The 19,535-nt window shown below is 55.5% G+C and carries 16 protein-coding genes; 1 reads left to right on the forward strand and 15 read right to left on the reverse strand.

The genetic code is table 11. The features are described 5' to 3' along the window. Positions 1-6: 6 nt before the first annotated feature. From SynROS8604_RS12740 to rpsT, 13 genes are all read right to left on the reverse strand, one after another. Positions 7-447 (reverse strand): ferredoxin, encoded by a 441-nt coding sequence (locus tag SynROS8604_RS12740; RefSeq protein WP_186544265.1) that lies wholly within the window; start codon positions 445-447, stop codon positions 7-9. Further along, positions 440-832 (reverse strand): DUF1257 domain-containing protein, encoded by a 393-nt coding sequence (locus SynROS8604_RS12745; protein WP_186544266.1) that lies wholly within the window; start codon positions 830-832, stop codon positions 440-442. The genes SynROS8604_RS12740 and SynROS8604_RS12745 overlap by 8 nt, the downstream gene beginning before the upstream one ends. Further along, positions 832-1,071: a DUF2997 domain-containing protein gene (locus tag SynROS8604_RS12750; protein ID WP_186544267.1), complete on the reverse strand. Its 240-nt coding sequence runs from the start codon at positions 1,069-1,071 to the stop codon at positions 832-834. Before SynROS8604_RS12750 ends, SynROS8604_RS12745 begins: the two co-directional genes overlap by 1 nt. A 75-nt stretch (positions 1,072-1,146) precedes the next feature. Then, positions 1,147-1,956 carry a HEAT repeat domain-containing protein gene (locus SynROS8604_RS12755; protein ID WP_186544268.1) on the reverse strand — a complete coding sequence of 270 codons (810 nt, stop codon included), beginning with the start codon at positions 1,954-1,956 and terminating at the stop codon, positions 1,147-1,149. 24 nt (positions 1,957-1,980) lie between these two features. Continuing rightward, complete coding sequence (locus tag SynROS8604_RS16065; protein WP_255321986.1) at positions 1,981-2,106, reverse strand: hypothetical protein; 126 nt, start codon at positions 2,104-2,106, stop codon at positions 1,981-1,983. A gap of 32 nt (positions 2,107-2,138) precedes the next feature. Further along, positions 2,139-3,902, reverse strand: a complete 1,764-nt coding sequence (locus SynROS8604_RS12760) for a sodium:solute symporter family protein (protein ID WP_186544269.1) — start codon at positions 3,900-3,902, stop codon at positions 2,139-2,141. 33 nt (positions 3,903-3,935) lie between these two features. After that, positions 3,936-4,976 carry a 23S rRNA (adenine(2503)-C(2))-methyltransferase RlmN gene (gene rlmN, locus SynROS8604_RS12765; protein ID WP_186544270.1) on the reverse strand — a complete coding sequence of 347 codons (1,041 nt, stop codon included), beginning with the start codon at positions 4,974-4,976 and terminating at the stop codon, positions 3,936-3,938. Continuing rightward, positions 4,973-5,125 (reverse strand): high light inducible protein, encoded by a 153-nt coding sequence (locus tag SynROS8604_RS12770; RefSeq protein WP_006854361.1) that lies wholly within the window; start codon positions 5,123-5,125, stop codon positions 4,973-4,975. The genes rlmN and SynROS8604_RS12770 overlap by 4 nt, the downstream gene beginning before the upstream one ends. A 68-nt stretch (positions 5,126-5,193) precedes the next feature. Further along, positions 5,194-9,291 (reverse strand): DNA-directed RNA polymerase subunit beta', encoded by a 4,098-nt coding sequence (locus SynROS8604_RS12775; RefSeq protein WP_186544271.1) that lies wholly within the window; start codon positions 9,289-9,291, stop codon positions 5,194-5,196. 47 nt (positions 9,292-9,338) lie between these two features. Then, positions 9,339-11,243 (reverse strand): DNA-directed RNA polymerase subunit gamma, encoded by a 1,905-nt coding sequence (locus tag SynROS8604_RS12780; RefSeq protein WP_186544272.1) that lies wholly within the window; start codon positions 11,241-11,243, stop codon positions 9,339-9,341. Positions 11,244-11,290: 47 nt separating this feature from the next. Next, positions 11,291-14,584: a DNA-directed RNA polymerase subunit beta gene (gene rpoB / locus SynROS8604_RS12785; protein ID WP_186544273.1), complete on the reverse strand. Its 3,294-nt coding sequence runs from the start codon at positions 14,582-14,584 to the stop codon at positions 11,291-11,293. Between the two features lie 274 nt (positions 14,585-14,858). Further along, entirely contained in the window at positions 14,859-15,644 is a 786-nt protein-coding gene (locus SynROS8604_RS12790; protein WP_186544274.1) for a TatD family hydrolase, read from the reverse strand. A 50-nt stretch (positions 15,645-15,694) separates the two neighbouring features. After that, entirely contained in the window at positions 15,695-15,994 is a 300-nt protein-coding gene (gene rpsT / locus SynROS8604_RS12795) for a 30S ribosomal protein S20 (protein WP_186545981.1), read from the reverse strand. Between the two features lie 147 nt (positions 15,995-16,141). On the opposite strand from rpsT, the gene hisD reads away from it, so the two are divergent. Beyond that, the gene (gene hisD, locus SynROS8604_RS12800; protein WP_186545982.1) at positions 16,142-17,425 is read left to right on the forward strand and encodes a histidinol dehydrogenase; all 1,284 of its coding nucleotides are present in this window, start codon (positions 16,142-16,144) and stop codon (positions 17,423-17,425) included. A gap of 6 nt (positions 17,426-17,431) precedes the next feature. Here hisD and rpiA read toward each other — a convergent pair whose 3' ends face one another. After that, complete coding sequence (gene rpiA, locus SynROS8604_RS12805) at positions 17,432-18,148, reverse strand: ribose-5-phosphate isomerase RpiA (RefSeq protein ID WP_006854368.1); 717 nt, start codon at positions 18,146-18,148, stop codon at positions 17,432-17,434. 37 nt (positions 18,149-18,185) lie between these two features. Next, positions 18,186-19,322, reverse strand: coding sequence for a trypsin-like peptidase domain-containing protein (locus SynROS8604_RS12810; protein ID WP_255445054.1), 1,137 nt, complete (start codon positions 19,320-19,322; stop codon positions 18,186-18,188). Between the last annotated feature and the right edge of the window lie 213 nt (positions 19,323-19,535).

Consider the following 19,535-nt stretch of genomic DNA (forward strand, 5'->3'; position numbering starts at 1 on the left):
CGCAGTTCAGTCTTGAGACTGCCGAGGAAGAATCCGTCTTGGACGAGCCGGTGAGGGAAGACCTAGGGGAAGAAGCTCCTGAGAATCCAGCTGCGCTTGGAGGCCCTTGAGGTCATCAAAGGCAACCCAGTGAATGCAGTCCACAGGGCAGGTTTCAATCGCCTCTTGAATGCGCGCAGAACTGTCCCCGTCCTGGCGAACCGCACGGGAGCGCCCCAAATTCGGCTCAATGATGAAGGTGTTGCAGGCCACATGAGCGCAGTACCTGCAACCAATGCAGACAGCCTCGTCCACCCAAACGGCTTTTTCGGCAAGGGCACCACCCAGTACGGGTTCCATGCCGGTGGATTGCAGATCCTCCTCAAGGGAGGACGCGCTGTAAGCAGCAGCGGGATTACCGGAGGGGTCGTTCACGGATTGCCCGCCCGCCCGCTGCAAATCAGGCATCCCAACGGGTCACGACAAGTTCAATGGATCCGTCCTGGCAATCACGCTGCTCGGCAACAGCGAAGCCCTCGGTGAGGGAAGCCTTCAACACCGTGTTGAGGGCATAGCGCTGGGTGAGACGAGACAAAAATCTCTCAACTGGCATGGACTGGCGCCACAAATCCAGATCGGTCACGAACTCATAGGCACCGTTGGCTTCGTTCCAAACGAACCCAAAATCAGCAGAGTCCTGAACGGTCACCGATAGCTCAGCCTCCACGGTTTGGCCGCGATATCCGCGAACGGAATGGCCTCCCTGTTTGGGCTCATAACCAAGATCTTCAAGAGCGGAGACCAAAGAATCCCGCTGGCGAAGTTCGGTTTTGACAGTACTGAAATGGGACATCAGGAGGGCTCTACGAACTGGGACTGGGACTGGGACTGGGACTGGGACTGGGACTGGGACTGGGACTGGGTTTGGGTTGTGACGTAGGCATCAGACGTTGGCTGACGGCGTTCCACCGTGCCTAAAACTGATTCCAACCGTTCCGTCAGTTGCAGACAAGCGTCGCCTTCAACGCCTTCCACCTGCTCCTCGACGCGGCCATCCGGACGAATTCGGAAACGAAGCGTGCGCTCAGGCATGCACCAGACCCAACAATGAACAGATGTTAAAGGCGAGAACGCGAAGCTGATGGGGGGTCGTGTCAGTTCGTCCGATCAGCTAATCAATCCCTCGTCCATCAAGGTCTGCAGTCGATCCAAAACATCGGGGGATTCCATCTGCTCAAGAGCCGTGCGGGCTTCATCGCGAACAGACCTTTCACAATCTTGCAAAAGGGCACGCACAAACACCTCGATCACCTCAAGGCGACGGGGCTCAACAAGATGCTCCAGCAGGCGGCCAAGAGCCCAGATGCAATTGCTTCGCACCACGGGTTCACTGTCGATTCGCAAGCTAATCAGCAACTGGCCAGCCGCCGGATCGGCCTTTGCCGCCGAGGTCACACCGGCTTCAGCAAGGGACACCGAAGCCCACAAGCGCACCGCTGCCACATCGGTTTGCAAGGCGCGAATCAAGGGATTCAACACCGGTGCATCGGGGTAATTGCCAAGGCTCCAGGCCGTGGCTTTGCGCACATAGGCATTGCTGTCATCTTGCAGCAATTTCAAGAGGGGCCCTACAGCGGGGGGGGAGGGATTCCGGCCGAGGGCGTAGACGGCGCTCATCCGCACAACGGGGCACACCTCTTCCAGAAGAGGCAGGAGCAGCGGAACCGAGCGGGGATCTCGATGTTCACAAAACACGCGCAACCCTTGGAGCCGCTGGTCATGCCCTTGCTGCAACCAATTCAGGGCCTCATCGCACTGGCGGATGGCCTCTAGGGCGTCCTGCTCTGGATCGTCGAGATCGATTTCATCGAGGGGATCACCCACCTCTTCTGCTTCAAGCTCACGGGCGAGCACATCGGGATCGATAGCCAGATTGGCCACACGTGGTTCACGATCCAGGGGCAGGCGATCGGTCATGGCATTGATCGTAGAAGCATCAGGTCAACTGACCGGAGCTGGCGCAAGCATGTCACCAGGCAACCAGATGCGGGCGCTCACTGCAAACAAAGCGAGGCCAAATAAAGCCACGATCAGAACAGGAAGAATGGTGCTGCGAAAAAAACTCACGGTTCCGGTTTTCAGTCCATTGTGAAGGGTGACTAAACGGCTAGACGGGAATGCCGCCCTCGCCAGAGCAGCGAGAGGGAGACAACCGTGAGGATCAAACCAGACCAACCGGCCACTTGCTGATGGAGAAGGAAGGCACCCGACCCAAGCAGCGCCCCAAACAGAACACAACTACTCAGCAAAAAACGAGTGAGCAGATCTTGCAGCGATTCAGAGGCCTCCACCTCACAGCGACGCCTCCAACGACTCCAGCCAGGCCCCGGGGGCTGAACGCGCTGCACGAACCGCTCCAGCACCTCCGCTGATTCCGGCGGGGTGATCAACATCACCACCACCCAAACCACTGCGGTGATGGCCGTGGTGACCATCAACCTGAGCCCGTAGTCCGAAATTTGAAGAACGGGAACCACAGACGTGGCCAAGCCAACAAAAAATCCACACACCATCGATGACAGCTCTGCTGCAGCATTGATGCGCCACCAGAACCAACGCAAGACCAGGACCACTCCAGGTCCCGTACCGATCGCAATCACCAACCGGAACACGGTGCCGATGCTGTCACTGATCAAAGCCGTTAACACCCCTAACACCAACAAAAGAACGCTGGTTGCCTGTCCGACCAAGAGCAGCTCTTTCTGGGAGGCGTCAGGCCGGACAAAACGCTGATAGAGGTCATGGGTGAGATAACTCGCGCCCCAGTTCACAGATGTGCTCACCGTGCTCATAAAGGCCGCCACCAAGGAGACCACCACCAGGCCAAGCACCACAGGCGGGAGGTAGGCCACCGCTAAAGCCGGATAACTCAATTCCCAGTCGGCCTGATCGGGCAGCAGCACCAGAGCCGCTAAGGCCACCAACACCCACAACCAGCTGCGCAGCAGGTAATTGACCACCAGAAACACCCAGCCCGCCAACCGCGCCTGGCGTTCATCGCGGGTGGCAAGCATCCTTTGAATGAATTCACCACCGCCATCACTGCGTCGGAAACTCCACCACTGCACCGTGAGGTAGGCCAAGAAGGTGGAAGCACTGATGCCCGCCCCACCAATCCAATCAAAACCAGCGTCGGTCCAGCGCCAAGGAACCAGTGACAACACCTCGGGACGACCCAAATCGTTGAGGCTGGTCAGCAGAGCATCCATGCCACCAGCGGCATGGATGGCAGCCCAAGCCACAGCAAAAGCGCCCAGCATCGCCAAAATCAGCTGAACAAAATCAGTGATCACAACGGCCCACAGGCCACCGGCCACGGTGTACACGAGAACCAAAACAGCCACGATCATGAGCAACAGAACCGTGTCGGGGAGACCGCCAAGTGCTGGAACGGGCTGATCGGACACAATCCCTAGCGCTTGCACCACCTTTCGCATCGCCAAGAACGCATAGCCGATGCCGATGCAATTGATCGGAAGAGCAAGCAAAAAGGCTTTTGTGCCCCGCAGCCAAGCCGCCGTGGCTCCTCCATAGCGGAGTTCGGTAAAGGCAGCGTCTGTCATCACACCGCTGCGCCGCCACAGGGGAGCAAACACCACCGCCATCGCCACATGAGCAAGGCCAAACCCCCACCACTCCCAATTCGCCGCCAGCCCTCTGGTTCCCACCAAACCGGCCACGTACAACGGTGTGTCGATAGAGAAGGTGGTGGCCGCCATCGAAGCGCCTGCCAACCAACCGCTCAAGCTGCGTCCAGCAACGAAATAGTCCTCTTCACCCTGGTTGCGTCGAGCCAACCAAAGCCCGAGGAACAAAGTTCCGATTAAGTAAAAGACCAGCAAAAACCAGTCAATCGGTGCCATCGGATCCAATCAAGTCTGCGTCTGCAGTCTCCTCTAGGACCGTCGATTGCGACGCAACTGTCCACAAGCTGCATCCTGATCCAAGCCGCGGCTAGCGCGCAAACTCACCGCGACGCCACGACGCTCCAGGACGCGCCGAAACCCCTCAATCCTCTGGGCTGTTGGTCGCTGAAACTCCTCTTCCTCAATGGGGTTGTAGGCAATGAGATTCACGTGGCTCTGGAACCCGCCCACCCGATCGGCGAGTTCCGCGGCGTGGTGCGGATGATCATTGACCCCACCCAGAAGAATGTATTCAAAACTCACCCTCCGACCCGTCTTTTGGAGGTAGTAACGACAATCATCCAAGAGGGCCTCGTAGGGATAGGTTTTGGCCGTGGGAATCAACTCCTCTCTTAAGGCTTGGTTGGGGGCATGAAGGCTCACGGCTAAGGTGAACTGAGCGCGCCCCAACTGTTGGAGGGCTAAGTCAGCAAGCCGGGGAAGGGTGTGTGGCACGCCAACGGTGCTCACGGTGATCCGACGCTGACCGATGCCCAGATCGTCATTGATGCAGCGAATGGACTCGAGCACAGCCTCAATGTTGAGCAGGGGCTCACCCATGCCCATGAACACCACATGGGAGGGACGACGCTCCATCACCTCTCGAATACTGAGCACCTGGGCAACAATTTCATGGCCCGCTAAGGAACGTTGCAAGCCTCCCTTACCCGTCGCGCAAAAACGACAGGCCATCGGGCATCCCACCTGGCTCGATACACAGACCGTGAGGCGTTGATCAGTAGGAATACCTACCGTTTCCAAGGTTTCGCCGTCCTCGGTGCCCAACAGCAATTTTGTAGTGGCATCAGCAGCGACCCGTCGCTCTTGCTCATGCAAACGGCCCACGGATATCCCCTCGTCTTGAAGGGATGCGCGCCAAGCCTTGGGGAGCACCGTGATGCCTTGAAGATCCCTAGCCCCCTTGGCGTAAAGCCAATCATGGAGCTGCCGACCGCGAAATGCGGGCTGGCCCTGAGCGACAGCCCACTCCTCAAGCTCGGACTTGCTTCGACCGAGAAGGGTGTTGATCACCAGATCAACAAGCCATGACCAATTTTGAACTCCACAACCAGCAAGGCAATGAAGCCGAGCATCGCAGCACGACCATTCAGCTTTTCAGTGTGAGTATGAAACCCAAAACGAGGGAGTTTCCGCTTGGGGATCAAAGAGGGCTCAATCATGAGCGACACCGATAAAGAGCAACATTCTGGAGCGGCAAGAGCCGCTCATGCGAACGGGAACGAAAGAATCATTCATCGCTTAAGAGACCCTGCTCCTGCAGATTCTCCACAGCAGCCGGATCCAAAACTTGCTCTTCCGCAAGCTCGTTATCGGCATCTGGACGTGTAAAGGCAGCAAAATTGCTGGCCTCTGCCTCGATGCCATGGCGGCTGCGGGTGGCCTCTAGGTCTGCGGCACTGGGATCGTCAAGCAAAGCCGTCGATTTGGCGGCAGGAGCTGCCGGCATATCCACCGTGTAGTCAGGGCGAAGGTTCTGCATACGGCGGTAGCCAGCAGGATCCTCCGAGAGGATGTCGGGATGAGGACCAGCTTCCGCTCTCAACTCCTCTTCAAAACCACTGAAGCCTGTACCGGCAGGAATCAAGCGACCGATAATCACGTTCTCCTTGAGGCCCCGTAGCCAATCGCTCTTGCCTTCGATCGCTGCTTCAGTGAGCACGCGAGTGGTTTCTTGGAAAGAAGCCGCAGAGATGAAGCTATCGGTGTTCAGCGATGCCTTGGTAATACCCAGCAAAACTGGCGTGAATTCGGCAGGCGCTCCACCCGTAATCGACATCGCCTGATTGGTGTTTTCCACCTGGCGGAGTTCGATCAACTCACCGGGAAGCAGCGTGGTGTCACCAGCATCCTCGATCCGAACTTTGCTGGTCATCTGGCGAACAATTACTTCGATGTGCTTGTCGTGAATCGCCACGCCCTGCGACTTGTAGACGTTCTGCACTTCAGTCACAAGGCGATGCTGAAGCTTGGCGATCGCTTCCTGAGCCGCATCCATCAAGGGCTTGCGGCTGCGCAGGTCTTCAAAGAAGCACTCCAGCAACTCATGGGGGTTGATGGGCCCGTCTGTCAGAAGCTCACCAGCTTTCACCTGCTGGCCATCACTCACCATCACGTTCCGACCAAGAAGAATCGGATACTCAGCGATCGCGTCGTCGGACTCGATCACGGTCACCGTGGTGAACTCGTCGTCTTCGCCCTGTTTGATTTCAACGGTTCCTGGCTTTTTGCAAAGAATCGAAGACTCGCGGGGACGCCTCGCCTCGAGCAACTCCTCAATACGAGGTAGACCCTGGACAATGTCACCGGTCTTCTGACGTTCAAAAACGAGAAGAGCTAATCCGTCACCGCGTTGGACGAGATCGCCATCGCGCACATGCAAAAGCGAGTCGGGCGAAATCATGTAAGGACGGCCCAAACGCATCGTGATGGAGCCGTTTGAAACCTGCTCGACTTCACCGCAGCAATCGGAGGGCTGACCAGGAGCCAGCTCTTCGCCATCCACGACGCGCTGACCAACGGTGACGACGGGGGCTCCAGATGTATTGATCGTGATCGTGTCCTCAGGCCTTTCAACGATCAAACGCCGAACGGGCTCATCTTCCGTCGCTTCTGGCATCTCAGCGACACCAGCCTGCTTACAGAGAATCTGGGTGGTGGCAACAACATCACCCGCCTTAATGGACTGCCCGTCTTCCACCTGGAGTTCGGTGTGAGTGGAGCCATGGCTGGAGTCTGAAATGGTGTCGCGACGCACCAAAATGCTTTCCAGAATCACGAGCTGGAGTCGTTCGATCGTTTTGGCCCTCTTGTCGGGCACCGCTTCCACGTCCACAGTCATCTGCGGTGTGGTGTCAAACGTTTCCAACATCAATTGAGTACGCAGCAACTCAACGCCCTCAACCGATTTGACCAATTCGTTGTCTTTGAAAGCCAAGCGTTGGGTGGCTTTGATCCCGAGATGGGGTCCATTGGGTTGCTTGACATGACCCAAATCAGGAAGCTGGGCCTCATTTGGAATCGTGTATTCCTCCACAGGACGGAGGAGCAGGCCAGTGCCCTCAGGGGTTTCAACCGCTTGGACAAACACCATCGTTTCGGTACTGATGCCCTTAGCGATCGCTTCTCCTGGATTCACCATGACGCCATCGCCCTGGAAACGCTCAAGCGCTTTCTTTTCCGTACAGAGATGGAAACTGCCGCTACGAACAATAATTTCGCGAAGAATATCGTTCTTCTGAGTCACACTCACGATCCCTGCAGTCTGGCTGAAAATATCCTTCACCACTTCGGTGCCGGCTTCAATCCATTGACCGTCAGTAATCATCAGCAAAGAAATATCTTTGTTGATTTCATGGGTTTCCTGAGGGATCCACAACAAGGTGCCCCCCTTATTGACCTCATAACCATTTTTGGCTGAGCGCGCTTTCTTAATCGCAAGCCCCGGTGCGAATTTGACCAGGCCACCGGTTTGTGTACGGAAGCGATCATCAGCGAGTTCGGCAATCACTTCAGCGTTGCCGATTTTGCTTCCAGGGATGGTGTTCAGGCGATACCGCGTTCCATCCTTAGCCTCCAGATTCCAGATCTCACCAGCATGGGTTGATTCGCCCAGAAGCTTGAAATCGCGGAGTGTCATTGAAGTGGTGACGATCTGCACTTCACGAGAATCTCCCAGAGCTTCTCGCAAACGAATCGCACCGCCATACTCACTGGCCTGACTGGCTTCAGCCAACACTTGAGCCTCGACAACAGAGCCTCCCGCCGAGACAACAGGCCGAGCGTTTGGCGGCAAGTTGTAGACATCCCCGGCAAGAACCCACATCCGGCCCAGACGCTGAGCTTTGTGGGTGATGTTGCCCTGCCTGTCAGTTACCTCGCGGGGCTGAATGGTGGGGTCATAGCTGACCTGTCCAGCCAGGTCGCAGATCACATCTTTGGTCGCTTTCTCAACGCTCTTCTTAACAGCGCCAGCCGCAATGGTTGCCACGGTCACGTCCGAGGCAATCTGCTGACCGTCATCTACAAACAGCAACGAACCATTGGTGATTTCGATCTTCTGTGGCTTGCCACTTCCGCTGGGCTTAATCGTGAGCAAAAAGTCCACATCGGACTGCTGTGCATTCACACCATGGGGGGTGCGGTAGGGGCGAACTCTTGCCTTGGAACCAAATTCAACGGTGCCTTCCACTTTGGAACGCACCACACCACTCTCAGCCGTTGACACACCACCGGTGTGGAACGTTCTCATGGTGAGCTGAGTACCCGGCTCTCCAATGGATTGAGCCGCGATAATTCCAACAGCTTCACCCAAATCAACCAGCTGATTGTGGGCAAGAGCCCAGCCGTAGCACTTACGGCATACGGAGCGATTAGCTTCACATGTGAGCGGAGAGCGGACCATCACCGTGGTGACACCAGCTGCCTCAAAACGTTTGGACAGCGGTGGATCGATTTCGATATTGCGTTCAGCAATCACCTCACCATCAGCACCAAGCACCTGATCAGCGGTCAATCGACCAACCAGGCGATTGCCAAATCGACCGTCCTCTCCCTTCACCATGATCGAGCGCATGGTGCCGCAGTCGTCCTCTCGAACGATCACGTCCTGTGCGACGTCCACCAAGCGACGGGTGAGATAGCCGGAGTCAGCTGTACGGAGAGCGGTATCAACCAGTCCCTTACGGGCTCCGTACGAAGAAATCACGTACTCCGTAACCGTGAGACCCTCTCGGAAATTGGTACGGATCGGAAGGTCAATGATCTCCCCTTGCGGGTTCGCCATCAGACCGCGCATACCCACCAGCTGACGGACTTGGGACATATTGCCCCTAGCCCCAGAGTTGGCCATCATCCAAACCGAGTTGAGCGGATCGTTGTCGTTGAAGTTCTTTTTGACAGCATCAACCAAGCGCTCATTGGTCTCAGTCCAGGTGTCGATCACCTTGGTATGACGCTCAACCTCTGTGATCACCCCAAGTCTGTAGGACTCTTCGGTTTCAGTAATCAGCTCCTCAGCCTGAGCCAACAGGTCTTGCTTGGCTTCAGGAACTTTGAGGTCATTCACTGAAATCGACACGGCCGCCTGGGTGGCGTACTTGAAGCCGAGATCTTTCAGTTGATCCGCCATCGCCGAGGTGGCAGCGGTTCCATGGTGCTTAAAAGCCCAAGCAACCAGCTGTTTCAGGGCCTTCTTGTCCACTACGCGGTTGCGGAAGGGAGGTGGCGTTTTGGCCAGTGCTCGAGATTTTGCAGCGGCAGCAGCGGCAGCCTTGGCGGCCTTGGTGGCCTTAGCAGACTTGCGGGATTTGGAGGGAGTGGAAGTCATGACAGCGAGTGGATCAGGTTGAAGGGGTAGGCGTTACGAGAGGGGCTTCAGGTGGCTGCCACCGCGTCGATGATCGTGTGATTCATCACCACGCGTCCCACTGTCGTGAGGATGTAACGGCTGATCAGGGCACCGTCTTCGTCAAAGCGATCACGGCGATAGGTCCATTGTTCAAAGCGAGTGCCGTCACTCAGGGTCTCGCTGGTGATGGGCTCTTCACGCTCATCTTCATCTTCAACCTCGCCGTTGAAGCGAACCCAAACCCAGTCGTGCAAGGTAATTCGATTGTCTTCAAAGGCATGAATCACGTCTTCAAGACAGGAGTAGGTGCGGGAGCGATCACCAAACTCAATGGGATGCATGTCGGGCTGCAGTGCCGTTAGGTAGTAAGAGCCCAGCACCATGTCTTGGGATGGCGTGATGATCGGATCGCCAGTTGCTGGAGACAGGATGTTGTTGCTCGCCAGCATCAACATGCGGGCTTCCGTTTGTGCCTCGATCGCGAGCGGCACGTGGACGGCCATCTGGTCACCGTCGAAGTCGGCGTTGAACGCTGGACAAACAAGGGGGTGAAGCTGGATCGCTCTGCCATCCACCAACTTGGGTTCAAAGGCCTGAATCCCAAGACGGTGGAGTGTTGGGGCTCGGTTCAGCATGATTGGGTGACCATCAATCACCTCCTGAAGCACCTGCATCACTTCATCGTCAGCTCGCTGAATCAGCTTCTTCGCTGCCTTGATGTTGTTAACGATGTTTTGACGAATCAGGCGGTGAATCACAAACGGCTGGAAGAGCTCGATTGCCATTTCCTTAGGCAATCCACACTGATGCATCTTCAGCTTGGGTCCCACCACGATCACAGAACGACCGGAGTAATCGACACGCTTACCAAGCAAGTTTTGGCGGAAACGACCTTGCTTACCTTCAATAATGTCGCTCAAGGACTTGAGCGGACGATTATTAGCTCCAACAACCGTGCGACCGCGTCGTCCATTGTCGATGAGGGCATCAACCGCTTCTTGGAGCATCCGCTTTTCATTGCGAACAATGATTTCCGGAGCAAGAATTTCCTGAAGACGGGCGAGACGGTTGTTGCGGTTAATGACCCTTCTATAGAGATCGTTGAGGTCAGAGGTTGCAAAACGTCCACCATCCAACTGCACCATTGGGCGCAGATCTGGAGGAATGACGGGGATCGCATCCAACACCATCCAATCAGGACGAGCATCGGTCGCAATGAAGTTGTCAATCACCCGAAGGCGCTTAATCAGTTTGGCGCGTTTTTGCCCCTTACTGCCAGCAATCTCTTCACGTAATTGTTCAGCAACAGCATTGAGTTCGAGATCTTCCAGGAGCTGCTTCAGCGCCTCAGCACCAATTCCAACAACAGGTTCGTTCTCAATTTCTGAATCTTCTGCATAAATCTCGTCTTCAATTTCAAGCCACTCATCTTCTGTGAGCAACTGCTTGTACTTCAGATCTTTATGATCGCCCGCATCGAGTACCACATAGCAGTTGAAATAAACAATCTGCTCCACATCCCTAAGAGGCATGTCCAAAAGGATGGCCACATAACTAGGGATCCCTTTGAGATACCAAACATGGGAGACCGGGGCTGCCAACTTAATGAAGCCCATGCGGTGACGTCGCACCCGGCTCTCGGTGACCTCAACGCCACAGCGCTCACAAATGATGCCGCGGTGACGGACACGTTTGTACTTACCGCAATGACATTCCCAATCCTTGGAGGGACCAAAAATCTTTTCGCAGAACAAGCCGTCCATTTCCGGCTTGAGCGTGCGGTAGTTGATGGTTTCAGGCTTGGTCACTTCTCCAACCACCTGTCCATTCGGCAAGGTGCGCTGGCCCCACTCCATCACCCGATCGGGTGATGCGAGTGTGATTTTGACGTAGTCGAAGTGGTTCTCTGTACGCAGATTGCTGTTGGTCATTGGCGTTTAAGAAAGAAGGCGGTTGTGTCGATTCGTTCGTTGATCCGTCAGTCCTCGTCGTAATCCGCGACGCCTAGGGATTCGTAGGTAGGCCTGCTTGGGGTGCTGCGGCGTGGATTCACGTCTTGCATCAGGTCGACTTCCTTGCCCTCATCGGTGAATACAGCGATATCAAGACCAAGAGACTGAAGTTCGCGCATCAAGACCTTGAAGGACTCGGGTGTTCCAGGCCGTGGAATCGGCTTGCCTTTCACGATCGCGTTGAGAGCTTCATTACGGCCCTGCATATCGTCTGACTTAACCGTGAGCAGTTCTTGCAGGGTGTAGGCGGCGCCGTAAGCCTCAAGGGCCCAAACCTCCATCTCACCCAAACGCTGACCACCTTGCTGGGCTTTACCACCCAATGGCTGCTGAGTCACCAAGGAGTAAGGGCCGGTGGAACGAGCATGGATCTTGTCGTCGACGAGGTGGACCAGCTTCAGGAAGTGGGAATAGCCAACAGCCACAGGTTGGTCAAAGGGTTCGCCTGTCCTTCCATCTCGCAGCAGGAGTTTTCCTGGATCTTCAGGGTTGTAGATCCAATCTTTTCCTGGCTGACCAGCCGCTTCCTTGAGATAGGCCTGAACCGTTTGTTGAGACTTTTCAGCGCCATACATTTCGTCAAAGGGAACGATTTTGACGCGGCAATCAAGGTTGTGAGCAGCCCAACCCATCAGCAATTCAAACACCTGTCCCACGTTCATGCGACTCGGCACGCCCAAAGGGTTCAGAACAATGTCTACCGGTGTGCCATCGGGCAAGTAAGGCATGTCTTCGCGGGGAAGAATGCGGCTGATAATGCCCTTGTTGCCATGGCGACCAGCCATTTTGTCGCCGACCTGAATTTTGCGACGTTGAGCGACATACACCCTCACCACCATGTTGGCGCCAGGTGGCAACTCATCACCTTGTTCACGGGTGTAAATCCTGACATCAACAACGCGGCCGCGCTCAGTACTGGGGACGCGAAGGGAGTTGTCGCGAACGTCACGGGCTTTCTCACCAAAAATCGCTCGAAGCAATTTTTCTTCCGGGGGCTGGTCGGATTCACCTTTCGGCGTCACTTTGCCAACAAGAATGTCTCCACTCTCTACAAAGGCTCCGATACGAATAATCCCCATTTCATCGAGGTTGCCGAGACTTTCTTCGGCAACATTAGGAATCTCCCGGGTAATCTCTTCCGGCCCTAATTTGGTTTGACGAGCCTCAATCTCATACTTCTCAATGTGAACAGAAGTATAAAGATCATCATTCACCAAACGCTCACTCACAAGAATTGCATCCTCGTAGTTGTATCCCTCCCAGGGCATGTAAGCGATCAGGACATTCTGGCCAAGAGCAATCTCTCCGCCTTCACAGGCTGAACCATCGGCAAGGACTTGGCCGATGATGACCGGATCACCCTGTCGGACGATCGGACGCTGGTTCAAGCAGGTGTCTTGATTGGAGCGCTGATATTTCTGAAGGAAATGGGTGTGGTCGTAGCCCTCTTCATCTCGCACCACGATCGCCGTCGCATCCACGAAGGTGACAGAGCCATTCACCCGTGAGATTGGGACCATGCCTGAGTCACGGGCCACCTGAGTTTCAAGGCCAGTGCCAACGAGAGGACGTTCTGGACGGAGCAAAGGCACCGCCTGACGTTGCATGTTGGAGCCCATCAAGGCACGGTTGGCGTCGTCGTGCTCCAAGAAAGGAATCAGTGATGTCGCCACCGAAATCACCTGTACAGGCGACAGCTGCACATAATCGACCTGCTCAGGCGGAACTTTCTCGAAGTCCTGCCGGTAGCGAACGGGAATCAGCTCAGCCAAGATTTGGCCATCCGCATCGGTCGCAACGTCACCGGGAGCGACGCGACACTCATCTTCAAGGTCAGCAGAGAGATAAATCGGGTCTCCGCTCTTTTGAACGACTCCGTTCTCGACTCTCCAGAACGGAGTCTCAATGAAGCCATATTCATTCACTCGGGCATGGGTCGCCAGAGAGTTGATGAGTCCAGCGTTCGGGCCTTCTGGGGTCTCAATCGGGCAAAGACGACCGTAATGAGAAGGGTGAATGTCTCGTACAGCAAAGCCTGCGCGTTCACGGGTGAGGCCACCTGGACCAAGCGCCGAAATCCTGCGCTTGTGCGTGAGCTCAGCCAAAGGATTTGTTTGATCCATGAACTGGCTCAACTGGCTGGAACCAAAGAACTCTTTGATCGCTGCCACAAGAGGTTTGGGATTCACCAATTGAGCGGGAGTGAGCGAGTCGGTTTCCCCAACCGTCATCCGCTCCTTGATGATCCGCTCAAGACGATTCAAGCCAACGCGAACCTGGTTCTGAAGAAGCTCTCCAACAGAACGAACGCGACGGTTACCCAGGTGATCGATGTCGTCAAGACTTGCGCCACCCACATCAAGCTCGAGATTGATGAGGTAATCGAGGGTCGACAGAACATCCTCATGCGTGAGGGTGCGAACCGAGTCGGGAATCGTGAGCCTTAGCTTTTTGTTGATCTTGTAACGGCCGACGCGACCAAGGTCGTATCGCTTGGGGTCAAAGAAGCGGGTTTGCAACAGCTGCTGGCCACCACTCACAGAAGGTGGTTCACCTGGTCGCAGCTTTTTGTAGAGCTCAAGGAGCGCTTGATCCTCGGAACTAATGCCTTCGTCGTTGGCAGCCTCGATCGATTTCTTGTAGTACTCGGGATGCCTGAGCTTGTCGACAACATCGTTGTCAGACAGGCCCATCGCACGCATCAAGACGTGGGCATTGATTTTGCGTGTTTTATCAACGCGAACATGCAAGAGATCATTTTTGTCGGTCTCAAACTTCAACCAAGCCCCACGATTGGGAATCACGCTTGCGTTGTAAGTACGACGGCCATTCTTATCCTGCTCATCCTTAAAATAAACGCCAGGACTACGAACGATCTGATTAACGATGACTCGCTCAGCACCATTAATGATGAACGTTCCACGTTCAGTCATCAAGGGGAGTTCTCCAATAAAAACTTCTTGCTCCTTGATCTCACCGGTTTCCTTATTAACCAAACGGCAAGTCACATACATCTGAGATGCAAAGGTCGCATCACGACGTTTTGCCTCTTCCACATCGTGGCGAGGACGCTTCAGGCGATACTCACTGCCTACAAAATGCAGTTCCAGCTTGCCGGTGTAATCCGTAATAGGCGAGAAACTCTCCAGTTCCTCGATCAGGCCCTTATCCAGAAACCACTTAAAACTTGCCCGCTGCACCTCCACCAGATCGGGCAGGTAGGTGACGGTCTTGGCGACTTGAATCGCGCTGCTGCTCATGCGGAGACCTGCAGTTGAAAAGTGGGAACAAAGGCCTGAAGAATCGTCAAAGATTCAGAAAACCAAAATCTCGTCGCTACAAGAATAGGCAGCCATCCCAATCAAGGAACGACTGCCGTACTCAGTGGCTTTAGAGGTTTTTGATCTGAACAGATGACGTCGTCAATGAACCGGAAGAAAATGGACGCTTCTGGGGCCGAAGACACAGGAAATGCATCTTGGCCAGGCCGGTTAAATATCTTACACTTTCGTATCGACTCCAAAGGAGCCTTTGTCAGGGAAGCCCGAACAAGCTTCTGGCGTTGGCGGTGCTGGCATCAGCCACTTCAATCACAGTCTGCCCCCTTAGCTCGGCCACGCGTTCGGCAACTGATGCCACAAAAGCAGGTTCATTTCTCTTTCCGCGCCGAGGGACTGGGGCCAGGAACGGGCAATCGGTTTCCACAAGAAAGCGATCCTGCGGAACGTCTTTCGCGCAGAGATGCGTGTCGACGGCTTTCGGGAAGGTGACCGTTCCACTGAAACTGATGTAGAAGCCAAACTCAAGAAAAGCTGCCATTTCCGAGGGAGTCCCGCCCCAGCAATGCATCACGCCCCTGGGGCAATGGCCGTGGAGTTGTCTTTCACGCAGTTCAGCCAGCATCGGTTCAGCAGCATCCCGGCAGTGAACAATCACGGGCAAATCAAGCTCCACTGCGAGATCCAGCTGAGGCCTCAACACGGAGAGTTGCTGATCCAGATTCTTATCTCGAAACAGATCTAGGCCAAGCTCCCCAATGGCCACAACACGAGAATCGTCTTTCGCAGCGGCGCGTAAAACGTCAACAGTATCGGCGGCCCAATGCTCCGTATCGAGAGGATGCACGCCGACGGAGTAACGCATCTCAGGGAAGCGATCGGCTAAAGCACGAATCGCCGGAATCTCTGAAGGCTCCACGCAGGCATGCAACAGAGAAGTAACCCCGGCCTCTCGCCATCGGGAAGCCACCTCATCCAGATCGTCATCAAACGTGCGAAAGACGATGTGACAGTGGCTGTCGATCAGGGTTGGAGTGGACATCAGATCAGGACCCGAAACGCGCCTTCAGGCCCCATTGTGCCGGGATGGGATCAGCTAACGCTTGGCTCGGTAGCGCGCTTGACAGCCGTACTCAAACGAGACTTTTGATGCGCTCCGGTGTTGCGGTGCATCACACCACGCTTGACCGCTTTATCAATTTTGCTGAATGCTGCATTGAGGCTGGCGTTCAACGTGGTTTTGGCCTCATCGCCTGGGGCCTCGCTGTAAGCACTGCATGCAGTGAAACAGCGCTTCATGAGGGTACGCAGCGCTGATTTATACGCCTTGTTCTGTAAGCGATTGCGCTCGCCGATCTCGACGCGCTTTTTCGAAGACTTGTTATTGGCCACAGAGCCGGATTTCAGTTCAACAATCCGTGACCATAACCCACCGCGCTGCAAATCATCGAGCACATGGTTCAAGGGCCACGTAGTTTGAGCAAGAACGACGATGGGGTGACGAGAGTGCTGAGCAATGAGCATCCGCCTGCCGGTCTCATGCGCTGCATCAGCACCGCTGCGCAAGCCGAGCAGGAGCTCGATCGGATCGCGACCAGAACCACCGGAGCGACCCAACGCGAGGCGGAGCAACGGGTCCAAGAGATTTTGGAGCAGGTCAAGAGGGAGGGAGACCAAGCTCTCATCAGCCTCACAGAGCAATTTGACGGCTTCCGCCCAGAACCTCTTCGCATCGATTCAAACCTGCTGGAACAAGCCTGGAAGGACACCCCTGTCAATCTTCGCGATGCCTTAGATCTCGCGCACCGACGCATCCAAGATTTCCACCAGCGCCAACGTCCCACTGACCTCAGCGTTTCCGGGGTTCACGGAGAGCAGCTCGGTCGACGTTGGCGCCCAGTCCATGCAGCCGGCCTCTACATCCCAGGGGGTAGAGCGGCCTACCCCAGCACGGTCTTGATGAATGCCGTGCCAGCCAAAGCTGCGGGCGTGAAGCGAATCGCGATGGTCACCCCTGCTGGGGCCAACGGATTGATCAACACCACCGTTCTGGCAGCAGCTCACATCGCTGGGATCCGCGAGGTGTATCGAGTGGGCGGTGCACAAGCGATCGCAGCTCTCGCCTATGGAACAGACACCGTCCAGAAGGTCGATGTCATCAGCGGACCAGGAAATCTTTTCGTGACCTTGGCCAAAAAATCGGTCTATGGCCAGGTGGGGATCGATTCTTTGGCAGGTCCGAGTGAAGTTCTGGTGATCGCTGACCAAACAGCAAAACCAGAACTGGTGGCGGCTGACCTCCTAGCTCAGGCAGAACATGACCCGCTTGCTGCCGCCATCCTTCTCACCACGGAAGAGGAGCTCTCTCGTTCCGTCCCAGAGGAGATTGAACGTCAGCTTGCCTCCCATCCACGAGAAAGCATTTGCCGACAATCCTTAAGCCAATGGGGTCTGATTGTGACTTGTGACAGCCTTGAAGATTGCGCCAGTCTCAGCGATCGCTTCGCTCCAGAGCATTTAGAACTCCTGGTGGAGCGACCAAGAATGATGGCTGATCGCATTAACCATGCAGGGGCCATTTTTATTGGCCCATGGAGCCCGGAGGCTGTCGGGGACTATCTAGCAGGGCCCAACCACACACTCCCCACCTGCGGCGCCGCCCGATTCAGTGGGGCACTCAGCGTGGAGACGTTCATGAGTCACACCTCCCTGATCGAGTTCAACAAGGAAGCCCTTGATGCAACCGGGGTGGCGGTGGAAACCTTGGCCATGAGCGAAGGTCTCCACAGTCATGCCAATTCAGTGCGGATCCGGCTTCAGTGAACAGCCTTAACCCACACGCTCCAAGCTGCGGACTCCGGCAACGCCATCACTGATTTCACCCACAAGCACTTCGTCAGCCAGGTTGACGAACAGTCCGTTCTCCAAGACACCTGGAAGGTTGTTGATGTCACGCTCGAGAGCAATCGGATCAGAGATTCCAGCTTCAAACCGAACATCCAGAACAAGATTGCCCTGGTCGGTCACCACAGGGCCCGCTTTACGCGTTGCCATTCGGAGCTCTGCAACGCCTCCCATGGATTTCAGACGGGATTGAACTTGCACCCATGCGCCTGGAAGCACTTCAACAGGCAAGAGGAAGTCGAGATTTAAACGCTGCACAAGCTTTGTGGAATCAACCACGACGATGAACCGTTCGGCGCGGTCAGCGACCAGCTTCTCTTGCACATGGCAAGCTCCACCACCTTTGATCAGTTGGAAAGCAGGATCCACTTCATCGGCACCATCGATCGCCAAATCAATGCGATCAATCGCGTTCAAAGCCCGCAAAGGAATCCCCAACTCAGCAGCAAGAACCTCTCCTTGAAACGACGTGGTCACGCCGACAATGTCATGAAGCTCACCTGCTGCCAGTCGCGCCCCGAGGCCTTGAATCATCAAAGCGGCAGTGGAACCCGAGCCGAGGCCAACCACCATGCCGTCACGAATCTGTGCAACGGCCGCCTCCGCGACGGCCTGCTTCATTTGAGTTTGGAGATCCGACATCGATCAGCTGCTGAGGGCGAGACGGTAGCAAGAGTTCTCAGCTCATTCCTGGCAAAGGAGCCGGTTTCACCGACAGCTGCAGATCTCCCCCATTGCGCAGAATCTGCAACAGCAACGGCTGATCAATTTCCGCTTGGTCCACCTGTTTCAACAAATCCTGAGGATCTCGGATGGTGTCTTCTCCAGCATGAACAATGAGATCACCGCGCCTTAACCCGGCACGTTGAGCAGGGCTGTCGGGCAGAACCGATTGCACCAAGGCACCAGAGCGTTCCGGCAATTCAACGAGAGCATTCGGATCACGGTTGTGATCTCGCGCAATACGAGCGGTGAGAGGCACAAGTTGGACTCCCAAATAAGGATGCACAACCTCACCATCTTTTTGGAGTTGCTCAGCCACTCGGGAGGCCAAATTGATCGGGATCGCGAAACCCAATCCGGCCCCAGGACCAGAACGCACCAGCGTGTTGATCCCAATCACCTCCCCGGTTGCATTCACAAGGGGTCCACCGGAATTTCCAGGATTAATCGCGGCGTCGGTCTGGATCAGATCGAGACGCTTATCGGAAAAGCCGAGGCTGCTGATATTGCGATGAAGACTGCTGACAATGCCCAACGTGACCGTTCGTTCCAGGCCGTAGGGAGTGCCTAGCGCAATGGCCCAATCACCAACTTCCAAGGCCTCAGAGTCTCCCAACGTTGCCGGAGAGGGCAGAGCCCGACCAGACAGACGGACCAGCGCGAGATCGGTGACAGGGTCTTGACCAATCACTTCCCCGTCTCTCTGTTCCCCATCAGACAACGTCACATTGACAGTGCTGACTTGATCAACGACATGGGCATTGGTCAACACCAGGCCACGGCCATCGATCACAACCCCTGACCCCTGACCCCGCTGACGCTCAGGGCCGATCCCATAGCCGGGTTCTCCCAGGAGGTCTCTCAGGAGAGGGTCAATCAAGTTCGGATCAAAAGGCTGCCGTTCGATCAGGCGCTCAGTGTCTATCCGAACAACCGAAGGTGCCGCTTCTCTGACGGCATTCGCCACAAAACTATGTCCATCGGCTGAGAAGGTCAGTTCGGCCGCTAGAGCGGGGAAACAAGAGCCGGTGAAGAAAGAAACGATCAACAAGGTTGCGAAAAAACACCCTCGAATCAATGGGAGAGACTTCATACCAGCGGCGAAGGGCGCTAACGCATTGGCTTATCACGCTAATGGCCATGCGCAAAAGATCAGAGTGGAGCCAGCTCTCCATGAGCATCTCGAAAGAAGATGACTTTCACATGCAAATCCAACCCTGCATGGCCACACAGCAAACAAGAGAACAGGTTGTAGGGCAGAAAACCCCAAATCATTGCTGAGCCTAATCAAAGCGGTTTGCTGCCA

The sequence above is a fragment of the Synechococcus sp. ROS8604 genome, assembly GCF_014279655.1.
Lineage (GTDB): Bacteria > Cyanobacteriota > Cyanobacteriia > PCC-6307 > Cyanobiaceae > Synechococcus_C.

Bases quoted from the DNA above. Each gene is read 5' to 3' on its own strand.
- SynROS8604_RS12750 (WP_186544267.1), bottom strand. From the start codon at position 1,071: ATGCCTGAGCGCACGCTTCGTTTCCGAATTCGTCCGGATGGCCGCGTC.
- SynROS8604_RS12745 (WP_186544266.1), bottom strand. From the start codon at position 832: ATGTCCCATTTCAGTACTGTCAAAACCGAACTTCGCCAGCGGGATTCT.
- SynROS8604_RS12740 (WP_186544265.1), bottom strand. From the start codon at position 447: ATGCCTGATTTGCAGCGGGCGGGCGGGCAATCCGTGAACGACCCCTCC.
- rpiA (WP_006854368.1), bottom strand. From the start codon at position 18,148: ATGTCGGATCTCCAAACTCAAATGAAGCAGGCCGTCGCGGAGGCGGCC.
- SynROS8604_RS12790 (WP_186544274.1), bottom strand. From the start codon at position 15,644: ATGTCCACTCCAACCCTGATCGACAGCCACTGTCACATCGTCTTTCGC.
- SynROS8604_RS12770 (WP_006854361.1), bottom strand. From the start codon at position 5,125: ATGATTGAGCCCTCTTTGATCCCCAAGCGGAAACTCCCTCGTTTTGGG.
- rpoB (WP_186544273.1), bottom strand. From the start codon at position 14,584: ATGAGCAGCAGCGCGATTCAAGTCGCCAAGACCGTCACCTACCTGCCC.
- SynROS8604_RS12760 (WP_186544269.1), bottom strand. From the start codon at position 3,902: ATGGCACCGATTGACTGGTTTTTGCTGGTCTTTTACTTAATCGGAACT.
- SynROS8604_RS12780 (WP_186544272.1), bottom strand. From the start codon at position 11,243: ATGACCAACAGCAATCTGCGTACAGAGAACCACTTCGACTACGTCAAA.
- hisD (WP_186545982.1), top strand. From the start codon at position 16,142: ATGCGCTGCATCAGCACCGCTGCGCAAGCCGAGCAGGAGCTCGATCGG.
- SynROS8604_RS12755 (WP_186544268.1), bottom strand. From the start codon at position 1,956: ATGACCGATCGCCTGCCCCTGGATCGTGAACCACGTGTGGCCAATCTG.
- SynROS8604_RS12810 (WP_255445054.1), bottom strand. From the start codon at position 19,322: ATGAAGTCTCTCCCATTGATTCGAGGGTGTTTTTTCGCAACCTTGTTG.
- SynROS8604_RS12775 (WP_186544271.1), bottom strand. From the start codon at position 9,291: ATGACTTCCACTCCCTCCAAATCCCGCAAGTCTGCTAAGGCCACCAAG.